The organism is Microbispora sp. NPDC049125 (assembly GCF_040802045.1).
Classification (GTDB): domain Bacteria; phylum Actinomycetota; class Actinomycetes; order Streptosporangiales; family Streptosporangiaceae; genus Microbispora.
Genome location: NZ_JBEZDW010000046.1, coordinates 52,112 through 63,232, shown reverse-complemented (window position 1 = coordinate 63,232; position 11,121 = coordinate 52,112). Strand labels below are relative to the sequence as shown.

Below are 11,121 nucleotides of genomic sequence, written 5' to 3'. Positions count from 1 at the left end.
AGGTGTTGAAGGCGGCCTACCGGCAGTCCTGTCATGATCGGGCGTGGTTTTTGCAGGTGATGCTGGAGGTGGGGCTGCGCGAGCAGTTCTCCGCCGGCACGGTGCGCAGGCTGGCGGTGTCGGAGGAGTTCGCTCCCGATGAGGCCCGCGCGGCGCTGGTGTGGTCACGCCGGCGTGCTGATTCGACCTTCGATTTGGCGTGGAATGTGCACCGCCGGTTGCCGGTCTTGGGTGAGGCGATGCTGGCGGGAACTTTGGATGAGCCGCGGGCTGCGGCGTTCATCCGCTGGACCACCGGGCTGACCGATGAGCAGGCCGCCCTGGTGTGTGACCACCTGGTCGACCAAGCCGGCAGGTGGACGGTCGGGGAGTTGATCGAGCACATTCAGCGGCTGGTGCTGGCGATCGACCCGGGCTGGGCGGAAAAGCGGTACACCGAGGCGGTCAAACGCCGCCGCGTGGTGGGGGCGCGCAACGACGACGGCACCGCCAGCGTGTCCGGCCTGGACCTGCCGGTGGACCGGGCCGCGGCCGGTTGTGAACGCATCGATGAGCTGGCCCGCTCCTGCAAACGCGCCGGAGACCGCCGCCCGATCGACCACATCCGCGCCGACCTGTTCCTCGGCTCCCTGGACGGCACCTTCGAAGGCCTGACCGACGAGCAGATCATCACCCACATCCGCACCCACCCCTTCCTCGACACACCACCCAACACCAGCACAGACCCCGACCCAGGCACCGATCCCGATCCCGACGCAGGCCCGAAGGGTCCCGACACCCCATCCGGCGGCCCCTCCGGCGGCACACCGACCAACCCACCGGATCCAACTGGCGGCGTCCCGGTGAACCCTTCCGATGGCGCCCCGGCTGGCCCACCGGAAGGGTCAGCTGGTGGCACCCCGGCCGGCTCGCCCACCGACACACCGAGCGACACCCCAGTCGGCCCGCCCACCAGTTCGCCCAGCGACACTCCAGCCGACTTCCCTTCCGGTCCACCCAGCGACATCTCGGCAGGCCCGATACTTGACAGCTCCCCCGGGGGCGTCCCCAGGCCGGAGGCATCCGCCGCCCCTGAGAAAAGACAGAAAGCCACGTCAGATGCCGAACCCGGCGACGCCCCGATCGCAACTACCGCGCGAGGGTGGGCCGTCCCGGAGCTCCGGGTGGAGTTGGCCACGCTACTGGGCCTGGACGAACACCCCGCACACGCACCCGGATGGGGAATGATCCATGCCCCACTCGCCCGTCAGATGGTCACCCGCATGATGGCCGGCGAATGGCGCTACGCCATCTGCACCGACAACGGCCATCTCCTCCACGCCGGCATCACCCTGCACCGCCCCTGCCCACCCGCAGAGCGTCCGCTCCGTGACACCCGCCGCGGCGGCATCGTCGAACTCCAGATCACTCACACACTCTTGCAGCGCCTCGCCCACCAACCAGCCGTAACCGGCGACTGGACCGCGCTCGTGGCCGACCTCACCCGCCAGATCAGGACCGCGCCGATCTCCATCCCGCACACGACCGGCACCGTAGACATCGAAACCGGCGACTCCGGCACCTCCCGCTCGTGGCCAGGGGCCGCAAACAGCGAAACGACTGATCCCTTCGCCAGCGACGGAAAGGATCGCCGACAAGCCGGTGCCGCCTTACGACGCTACGTGCAGATCCGGGGCCGGGCGTGTTCCTGGCCCGGCTGCCGCACGCCCGCAACCAGAACCGACCAAGACCACGTCATCGAGCGGGTCGCTGACGGACCTACCAGCCACAACAATCTGGAGCTGGTCTGCCGCCACGACCACCGCGCCAAACACCAAGGCGGCTGGCAAGTGACCATGCCCCACCCTCATCTGATCATCTGGACCAGCCCACTCGGCCACACCTACCCGACCCATCCACCGAAGATCATTACCCCGCTCCCCGAGCTCCGTCCCGGCTACCACCAGCGGCTGGAAGTCGGCACAGCCCACGACGAGCCATCAGGCACTGAGTCATCGAGCGCCGACCTGCCCACGATGCCCGCCGCATCGGTCCCCGGGCCGTCCGATCCCGGCTCGGACACACCGGCCTCCTGCGGCAAGAAGGACAGCCAGGCAGCGGAGCCGGACACCGGCCATGACACCTTGCTTGGCCTGATCCCCGACCGTGACATCCCCCCGTTCTGAGGCGGACACGGCTGGGCCAGCGGCGGACACGGCCGGGCCGGAGGCTGGCGCAGCCGGGGCTGAGGCACACCCGGACCTGTGGCGCACACAGCCCGGGCTGAGCCACACACCGCCGAACATTGGGCACACGCGATTGAGGGAAACCAGCGAGACCGGGACTCCCCCGGCGACGCCCGCGGGGAGAAGGGATGCCGCGCGGGGGACGGCCCCGCGCGGTAAGCACAGCGGAGGCCACCCGCATCGTCGCAGGTGGCCTCCGAACAGCCGCGGGGGAGCCGCAGCGGGCCGCGGCGAGGAGGTGGGTCAGCTGCGGCTGCCGCCCATGGTCTTCTTCCAGTGGAAACCGCCGGGCAGATTGACCGTGAGAGTGCGCCGCCCGTCGGCCGTCTTGGTGACGCGGAACCCACGACCGCCGTAGCTGTGGCCGACACCGCTCCGCGAGAGGTTGAGCCTGAAGGGGCCCATCTTGATCGACTTACGGTAACTCCAGCCCATATCTTCCTCCGTGCTCTCCGGTGCACGACGACTACCCGTGATGCTGATCGCAAACGTGGCCGGCGGGATACAGGCCCGCTTTGCGCGTGTCAGCGCGGCGACAACGCGGGGGCCGGCTCCTCGGCCGTGGGCGGTGGGGCACCCCCGTCGTGGTCGTCCACGAATGTCGCCTCGTCGAAGGGGATGCCTCCTGACAGCACCTCCTCGGCGCGCTCCCGGTCGAAGTCGCCCACCCACGCGCCGATCACGACGGTGGCGACCGCGTTGCCCGCGAAGTTGGTCAGCGCGCGGGCCTCGGACATGAAGCGGTCGATGCCCACGATGAGGCCGACACCGTCCACCAGCGCCGGCCGGTGCGACTGGAGGCCCGCCGCGAGGGTGGCGAGCCCGGCGCCGGTGACACCCGCCGCACCCTTCGACGCGATGATCATGAAAACCAGCAGGCTGATCTGCTCGCCCGTCGACAGTGGGAAGCCCGTCGCGCGGGCCACGAACAACGTCGCCATCGTCAGGTAGATGGCGGTCCCGTCGAGGTTGAACGAGTAGCCCGTCGGCACGGTGATGCCGGCGACCGCGCGGCCCACCCCCAGGTGCTCCATCTTCGCGATCAGGCGCGGCAGCGCCGACTCCGAGGAGGAGGTCGACAGGATCAGCAGGAACTCCCTGCCGAGGTAGCGCAGCAGCGACAGCAGATTCACCCGGGCGACCAGCCACAGCACCGGCCCAAGGACGAGCCCGACGAACAGCAGGCAGGTCGCGTAGAAGCCGGCCATGAGTACGGCGAGGCTCTTCAGCGCGTCGAAGCCGCCCGCGCCGGCCACCGCCGCCATCGCCCCGAACGCGCCGATCGGCGCAACCCACATGATCATGGCGAGGATGCGGAAGACGAGCCGCTGGATGTGGCCGATCCCTCTCAGCAGGGGGACGGCCCGCTCCCCCATGCCCTGAAGCGCGAAGCCGGTGAGCAGCGCCACCAGAAGCGTCTGCAGCACCTGGTTCTCGGTGAAGGCGGAGACGAACGTCGCCGGGATGATGCCGAGCAGGAACGCGGTCGTGTCGCTCTCGCCTTCCTTGGCCGCCTGCTCGGCGCCCGCTTTGCGCAGCTCCTCGGTGAGCTGCAACCCTTCGCCCGGGTGCAGCAGATTGCCGACCACCAGGCCGATGGCGAGCGCCACCGTCGACATGACGAGGAAGTAGCCGATGGCCAGGCCGCCCACCTTGCCGACCTTGGCCGCCTGGGCCACCGAGCCGACCCCCAGCGCGATGGTGCAGAAGATGATCGGGCTGATCATCATCTTGATGAGCGCCACGAAAGCGGTGCCGAGCGGCTTGAGCGCGACGCCCACGTCCGGGGCGAGCAGCCCCACGGCGATCCCCGCGAGCACCGCGACGATCACAGCCAGATAGAGGTAGCGGGTGCGGTCTGTCCGCGCCTGGGATGGGGATCGAGCCGGGGGCGTCGTCACGTGACCCTCCTTGCGTACGAGAGCGGAGATGCGGTCGGGGGGCTACTACCGCGATTGTGACCCAGATCACTCTTCCTGGCCGATCCGCCGAGATGAGGGGCCGACCAGGACGGGCGTTACAGCCGGCACTCATCTCGGCGGCTCCGTCTCCCGCGCGAAGGAACCGCGGCCTTAAGTGCCTGGCGGCGCGGCCGGGGGCACCTGCGTGAGCGCCTCGCGGCGGGGGAAGACCGCGGCCACGATCGCCATGGCGGCGCAGACGGCGGCGTTGACGACAATCGCCGTCGTGATCCCGCCGAGCACGGCGCCGGGGCCCTGCCCTCCGAGCCCGTGGACGCGTGCGGTGACCACGGCACTCATGATCGGTATCCCCATGGTGATGCCCACCTGCTGGCTCATGGTGGCCAGGCCGGTCGCCAAACCTTGCTCGCGATCGGGCAGCCCCGAGGTCGCGGTCACCATGAAGCCGACGATCGCGACGAGGTTGGCCACCCCTCCGGCGAACGTCGCCACCAGCAGCAGCGCCGTCCACGACGGCTCCGGCCCCAGCCGGACGAGCGTGAGGGTCGCCGCCGCCTGTACGGCGAAGCCGGCGACCATCGCGCTCCGGCCTCCGATCCTGCCGATGACCTTCGGGCCGGCGATCCCGCCGAGCACGGTTCCGGCGCCGAGCACCGTGAACGACAGACCCGCGACCAGGGGTGAGTAGCCGAGGACCTTCTGCAGGTAGAGGGTGAGGAGGAACACCAGGGACGTCTCCGTCGCGAAGGCCGTCAGCCCCGCGACGTTGCCCCAGCGCACCCCGGGCCGGCGGAGGACCGTTACCGGGACCAGCGGCGCCGCCACCTGGGACTCGATCACCCAGAACGCGGCCAGCAGCACCCCGCCCGCCGCCAGCGCGGCGACGGTCCTGGGGTCGCCCCAGGAGGTGTCTCCCGCCGCGGTCAGCCCGTACACCACGGCCAGCAGGCCCGCGGTGACCGTGACGGCGCCGGGGACGTCGAGCCGGGGACGCCGGCCGAGCCGGTCCGGTGCGAGGACGGCCGGCGCGATCGCGACGACTGCGGCGGCCACGGGCACGTTGACGAAGAACGCCCAGCGCCAGCTGAGCAGGTCGGTGAGGACGCCGCCGAGGATCGCCCCGGCGGTGAACCCAGCGGCCATGAGGGCGCCGTTGAGACCGAGCGCCCTGTCCCGGTGCGGCCCCTCGGGGAACGACGTGGTCAGCAGTGCGAGCGCAGCCGGGGTGACCGCGGCGGTCGCGAGCCCCTGAGCGGCGCGCGCACCCACCAGCGCCGCGGGCGACGTCGCGAGACCGCCCGCCGCGGAGGCGACGCCGAGGAGGGCCATGCCCGCGAGGAACAGCCGCCGGCGTCCGAACATGTCGGCCAGACGGCCGAACAGCAGCGTGAATCCGGCGGCGCACAGGGCGAACGCGGTCGCGACCCATTGAAGGCCGTCCAGCGGGAGGCCGACGTCGGCGCCGATCCCGGGCAGGGCGACGTTGAGGATGGAGAAGTCGACGGCGAGGGTGAAGCCGGCGCTGAGCAGCAGGCCCAGGGCGAGCCGTTGCCGCGCCGTCATCGATGGCGAAGCCGCCTGTCGCGGCCTGACCTGATCGACATCAGCCATGCCGATCCTCCTTACGTGATGTCGGACAGACTCGGGTGAGGTGGGGCCGGACGGTGTCCGGTGTGATCGCATGGAATCGGGCGTGGACCCGTGGAGATCGGATCCTCGGCTCACCAGCCTCCGGCGACCGGCCGAGACGGGCCAGGCCACTGGCCTGAGTAGTCACGGCCTGCCTGGCACTGACAGGGACAGGCGCGCCGTCCATCCCTCATGCAGGATTGAGGCCATGGCGGAACGGACGGTGCTCGGAGAGTTCCTGCGTAGCCGGCGCGCGAGGGTCAGTCCCGAGGAGGCGGGCGTCGCCTCGTACGGCGCGCGGCGTGTGCCCGGCCTGCGGCGCGAGGAGCTCGCGCAGCTCGCCGGCGTCAGCGTGACCTACTACACCCGGCTGGAGCAGGGGCAGAGCCTCAACGCGTCGGAGTCGGTGATCGACGCCATCGCGCGGGCCCTCGACCTCGACGACGACGAGCGGACGCATCTCCATGACCTGGCCCGGCCTGTGCCGGCCAGGCGGCGCAGGGCGCCGAAGCCGGCCACGGCCCGCCCGGGGATCCGGCAGATGATCGGCGCGATGGTGAACGTGCCCGCCGTCGTCGTGGGCCGGCAGAACGAGGTGCTGGCGTGGAACACGCTCGGGCATCTCCTTCTGGCCGGGCATCTGGACGCCGGTTCGCCGGACCGGCCCGCGGACCGGCCGAATTTGACCAGGCTGCTCTTCCTCGACCCGCATCACCGCGATCTCCACGTCCGATGGGAGGTGGAGGCGGCCCGGGCGGTGGCGTCTCTCCGTCTGGTCGCGGGCCGTTACCAGGACGACCGGGAGCTGGCGGAGCTGATCGGTGAGCTGACGATGCGGAGCCCGGAGTTCTCCTCCCTCTGGTCCAGGCAGCCGGTGGCCAACTGCGTGTCGGGCACCAAGTTGTTCCGGCATCCGGAGGTCGGCGACCTGGAGCTCGACTTCGAGGTGCTGCACCTGCCGGACGAGTCGGGCCATCGCACGCTCATGTACAGCGCCCGCCCGGGCAGCCCCTCCGAGGCCGGCCTGCGCCTGCTGATGAACGCGACGCCGTCCCGCTGAGCGCTCGCCGATCTGACCAGCTCATCCAGGGCCGTCGGGAGGACGCTCCCGGTGGTTCGGCGCCCGCCCGGCGCTGACATAACGCCGGGAAGTTGTCCACAGCAGGAGTCGAGGCCCTTCACGGACCACCCGATGGCGGTTAGGTTCCATCAGTACCCATCCGGGGGGACCCCCTGACATTGGACCCGAAGGAGAGCCCGATGCGCTTCACCCTCGGCAAGGGGGCGGTGGTCGCCGCGGCGACGCTCGCCCTCATGCTCCCGCTCGCGCAAGCCGCGCCGGCCAACGCCGACCCCGACCCCGCGCAGGTGGCCCAGTCGGTGGTCGTGTCCGGCGTCAAGAAGCACCTGCGCAAGCTGCAGGACATCGCCGACGCCAACGGCGGCACCCGCGCGGCAGGCACGCCGGGCTTCGACGCCTCGCGCGACTACGTGGCGGCCCAGCTGAGGAAGTCCGGCTACACGGTGACGGTGCAGCCGTTCGAGTTCCCGTTCTTCCAGGAGAACTCCACCGCCGTCCTGCAGCGGATCTCGCCGTCGCCGAGGACCTACGCGCCCACCCCGCCGGACGGCAGCACCGTCGGCGAGTTCGCCACCATGACGTACTCAGGCTCCGGGGATGTCACGGCGACCGTCCAGAACGTCGACCTGACGCTGCCGCCCACCCCCACGCCGAGCTCCAGCTCCGGATGTGAGCCCGCCGACTTCGCCTCGTTCACGCCAGGCCGCGTCGCCCTGCTCCAGCGCGGCACCTGCAACTTCATCGTCAAGGTGCAGAACGCGCAGGCCGCCGGCGCCGTCGGGGCGATCATCTTCAACGAGGGCCAGCCGGGGCGGACGGAGACCCTCCAGGGCAACCTCGGGGAGCCCGTCGAGATCCCGGTGGTGGGCGTCGGCTTCGCCGTCGGCGAGGAGCTGGCCGGCACGGCGGGCGCCGTCGTCCGGATCAAGACGGACACCGCGAGCGAGATCCGAACGACTCACAACGTCATCGCGGACTCCAAGTGGGGTGACCCGAACAAGGTGGTGCAGATCGGAGCACACCTGGACAGCGTGCTCGCCGGGCCGGGCATCAACGACAACGGCTCGGGCAGCGCGGCGATCCTGGAGGTCGCCTCGAAGCTCGGCAAGATCCCGACGCGCAACAAGCTGCGTTTCTCCTTCTGGAGCGCCGAGGAACTCGGCCTGCTGGGCTCGGAGCACTACGTCGCGAGCCTGTCCGCCGCGGAGCTGGCCAAGATCAAGCTGTATCTGAACTTCGACATGGTCGCCTCCCCCAACTACGCCCTGATGGTCTACGACGGGGACGACTCCGACGCCGAGGGCTCCCCCGCCGGGCCGGCCGGCTCGGACGAGATCGAGAAGCTCTTCGTGAAGTACTTCGACACGCTCCGGCAGGGCCACATCGGCACCGACTTCGACGGACGGTCGGACTACGGGCCGTTCATCACCGCCGGGATCCCGGCCGGAGGCCTGTTCACCGGCGCCGAGGGCGTCAAGACGCCGCAGGAGCAGGCGCTGTTCGGCGGCACCGCCGGAGAGGCCTACGACCACTGCTACCACCAGGCCTGCGACACCATCGCCAACATCAACGACAAGGCCCTCGCGCTGAACACCGGGGGTATCGCCACGGCCGCGGTCGTCTACGCGTTCAGCCGTGACCTGCCCGGGCCCGACACCCGTCCCACGATGGCGGCCCGCACCGCCGCCGCGCGGTCGGCGCAGCCCGCCGTGGGGGTCGCGTCCCTCCGATAGCACCACGCGGTTCCGGCGCGTGGTCGTGCCCGTCTGATACGGCATGACCACGCGCCGGGATGAGCCACGACGGCCGTTCTCACAGACCACGACCCGCGCTTCGGCGGCTCATGAGTGGGCCGGCTCATGATTCGGCCGGCTCATGATTCGGCCGGCTCATGATTCGGCCGGCTCATGATTCGGCAGCGGAGACGACGGCCCAGATGTCACGCCCGCCGCGACAGGCGGGCACGGCGTCCCAGCGGCAGGCGGGCGCGCTGTCCCAGCGGGGCTGGTGAGCGGGCCTGTGAGGCCGCCATGTCCTGTCGTCGGGTATCGCACGCCGCCGGAGGGAACAGCAACCCCATGGAACTGTTCCCCGCGATGCCGCTGGCCGATTGGCAGGACACAAAAGCCACTCTTCACCGATTCGTCCAGATCGTCGGGAAGATCAGGCTCTCCGCCGGCATCCGGCGCAACCACTGGTGGAGCGTGCCGTTCCATCTCACCGCGCGAGGCCTGACCACTCGTCCGATGGGCCGGGCCGACGGCAAGCCGATCTTCACCGTCGACTTCGACTTCGTCGGCCACCAGCTGCTGGTCACGACGCTGGACGGCAGGGTGGCGTCCTTCCCGCTGTACGGCCAGTCGGTCGCGTCCTTCTACCGGGAGACCATGCGGGCGCTGGCGGCGCTGGGCGTCAGGGTGGACATCGCCATACCGCGGCCGTACGACCTGCCCGACTCCGGGCGTCCGTTCGCCGACGACACCGAGCACGCGACGTACGACACCGCAGCGGTCACCCGTTACTGGCAGGTCCTCAACCAGGTGAGCCTGCTGCTGGAGGAGTCCGCCGCCGGCTACTCGGGCAAGATCAGCCCTGTGCACCATTTCTGGCACACCTTCGACATCGCCTGCACCCGGTTCTCCGGCCGTGTGGTCGACCAGCCGGCCGACCGCGACTGCGTCACCCGGGAGGCGTACTCCCGCGAGGTGATCAGCTTCGGTTTCTGGTTCGGAGACGACACCTTCACCGAGCCCGCCTTCTACTCGTACACCGCCCCCGAGCCCGAGCGGCTGGCCGAGATGCCCCTGCGGCCGGGCGCCGCGCGGTGGGTCGCGCAGCGAGGCGGCCACCTGGCCGTGCTCCGCTACGACGACGCGCGGGCGGCGGCCGACCCTCGTGCCGTCGTCCTGTCGTTCTACGAGAGCGCCTACCAGGCCGGAGCCGCCCTCGCCGGGTGGGACGTCGCCGGGCTCGCCTGCCCGGGCGGGATCACCGACCCCCGGCTGACCGCCCGCGGCTGACCCGTACGCCGCCGTGCGCGCCGCGACTCCGCGCGTCTGCCCCGGCCCCCGGCCCCCGCTGACGACGGCGCACGGCCGGCTGCGCACGCCCACCGGGGACACCGGCAGGGGAAGATCCACGGAGTCCCGCGTGGCGCGACCTGGCCGACGGCCCACGTGTGCGACTCTGCTCACCGGGGGCTCTGGGCACGTAGGGGGAGAAAGATGCTTCGCAGGTTCATGGTGGGCGCGGCCGTAGCCGCGGGGCTGTCCGTGATGTCGGCGCCCTCCTGGGCGGCGACCGCCGATTCCAGCTCGTCGGTGCCACCCGCGGCTGTGGTGTGTGACGCGGGACCGGACTCGCCCTGCGCCGCGGCGCTCTGCCCTCCGGGCACGGTCTGCGTGCCGTCGCCCAAGGCGTGCTTCACCACGCCGTGCCCGCAGTTCGACTGCGTCCCCGTCGCCCAGGCGCCTCAGGCGGGGCCGCTGCTCCGTGTCCTCCTGCACGCGCGCCTGTGGCTTCTGTAAGCCGGACACCCGGCGGGCACCAAGCTCGAAGGCGCCCCGTCACCCCAGCTCACGCCGGCACGATCAGCTCCTCGACTCGGTGCTGCGCACAGAAGACGCCGCCGCGCCGCTCAAGCCGTAGAAGGCCGCTCAAGCCGTAGAGAGCCGCTGAAGCCGGGCCGCTGGAACCGGGCCGCTGGAACCGGGCCGCTGGAACCGGGCCGCTGGAGTCGCAGAGGCTCGCTGGAGCCGTAGAGGATCGTCTGCCGCGCCGCGTGCAGGCGCTCGTCGTCGCCCACCGCCGGCACAGGCCCCGGTGGGCGCCCGTGCCGTTGCTGTACGGTTCGCGAAATGAGGTACCGCATCCGGGTCGGCATCGGCGTGCTGATCTCCCTGGTCTGCCTGGGGTTCGCGCTCTACGCGCTGTATCAGCTCGTCCGCGGCGGCAGCTGCGCCTCGGGTGGCAACTACGTCTCCGCCCGAGCGTGCCCGCCCGGCACGGAGAAGTGGGCCTGGGTGCTGCCCGGCGCGATCATCGGCGGGCTGCTCAGCTTCTTTCTGGGCACGTTCAAGGGCTTCGGCCCGGCGCCGGTGGCCGGAGCGAGCCCTGCTCCGAGCTTCACACCGCGATCCGCGGGCTCCGGCCAGGACCCCCTCGATCGGCTGCGCAAGCTCCAGACGCTCCTCGACGCGGGCACCGTCTCCCGCGCCGAGTTCGAGACCGCGAAGGCGCGAATCCTGTCCGAGATGTGACCGGT

9 protein-coding genes are annotated in these 11,121 nt (G+C 70.9%); 6 read left to right on the top strand and 3 right to left on the bottom strand.

Going from position 1 to position 11,121, the window contains the following annotated elements; all coding sequences use genetic code 11:
• Positions 1-2,165: DUF222 domain-containing protein (locus tag AB0B72_RS35295; RefSeq protein ID WP_367743816.1), on the top strand; the 2,165-nt coding region annotated here is incomplete at its 5' end.
• A 303-nt stretch (positions 2,166-2,468) separates the two neighbouring features.
• On the opposite strand, the gene AB0B72_RS35290 is transcribed toward AB0B72_RS35295, so the two are convergent.
• From AB0B72_RS35290 to AB0B72_RS35280, 3 genes are all read right to left on the bottom strand, one after another.
• A complete protein-coding gene (locus AB0B72_RS35290) occupies positions 2,469-2,660 on the bottom strand; it encodes a DUF4236 domain-containing protein (RefSeq protein ID WP_367743815.1) in 192 nt (63 codons plus the stop codon).
• Between the two features lie 89 nt (positions 2,661-2,749).
• Positions 2,750-4,126 carry a cation:dicarboxylase symporter family transporter gene (locus AB0B72_RS35285; protein ID WP_367743814.1) on the bottom strand — a complete coding sequence of 459 codons (1,377 nt, stop codon included), beginning with the start codon at positions 4,124-4,126 and terminating at the stop codon, positions 2,750-2,752.
• A 171-nt stretch (positions 4,127-4,297) separates the two neighbouring features.
• Complete coding sequence (locus AB0B72_RS35280) at positions 4,298-5,758, bottom strand: MFS transporter (RefSeq protein ID WP_367743813.1); 1,461 nt, start codon at positions 5,756-5,758, stop codon at positions 4,298-4,300.
• A 226-nt stretch (positions 5,759-5,984) separates the two neighbouring features.
• Here AB0B72_RS35280 and AB0B72_RS35275 point away from each other — a divergent pair, with 226 nt between their 5' ends.
• The 5 genes from AB0B72_RS35275 to AB0B72_RS35255 all read left to right on the top strand — a co-directional run bounded on the left by AB0B72_RS35275 (position 5,985) and on the right by AB0B72_RS35255 (position 11,116).
• Positions 5,985-6,836 carry a helix-turn-helix transcriptional regulator gene (locus AB0B72_RS35275; protein ID WP_367743812.1) on the top strand — a complete coding sequence of 284 codons (852 nt, stop codon included), beginning with the start codon at positions 5,985-5,987 and terminating at the stop codon, positions 6,834-6,836.
• 200 nt (positions 6,837-7,036) lie between these two features.
• Positions 7,037-8,590 carry a M28 family metallopeptidase gene (locus tag AB0B72_RS35270; protein WP_367743811.1) on the top strand — a complete coding sequence of 518 codons (1,554 nt, stop codon included), beginning with the start codon at positions 7,037-7,039 and terminating at the stop codon, positions 8,588-8,590.
• A gap of 345 nt (positions 8,591-8,935) precedes the next feature.
• Positions 8,936-9,877, top strand: a complete 942-nt coding sequence (locus tag AB0B72_RS35265; protein ID WP_367743810.1) for a DUF5996 family protein — start codon at positions 8,936-8,938, stop codon at positions 9,875-9,877.
• 204 nt (positions 9,878-10,081) lie between these two features.
• Entirely contained in the window at positions 10,082-10,384 is a 303-nt protein-coding gene (locus tag AB0B72_RS35260) for a hypothetical protein (protein WP_367743809.1), read from the top strand.
• 330 nt (positions 10,385-10,714) lie between these two features.
• Positions 10,715-11,116 carry an SHOCT domain-containing protein gene (locus tag AB0B72_RS35255; RefSeq protein ID WP_367743808.1) on the top strand — a complete coding sequence of 134 codons (402 nt, stop codon included), beginning with the start codon at positions 10,715-10,717 and terminating at the stop codon, positions 11,114-11,116.
• Positions 11,117-11,121: the final 5 nt, after the last annotated feature.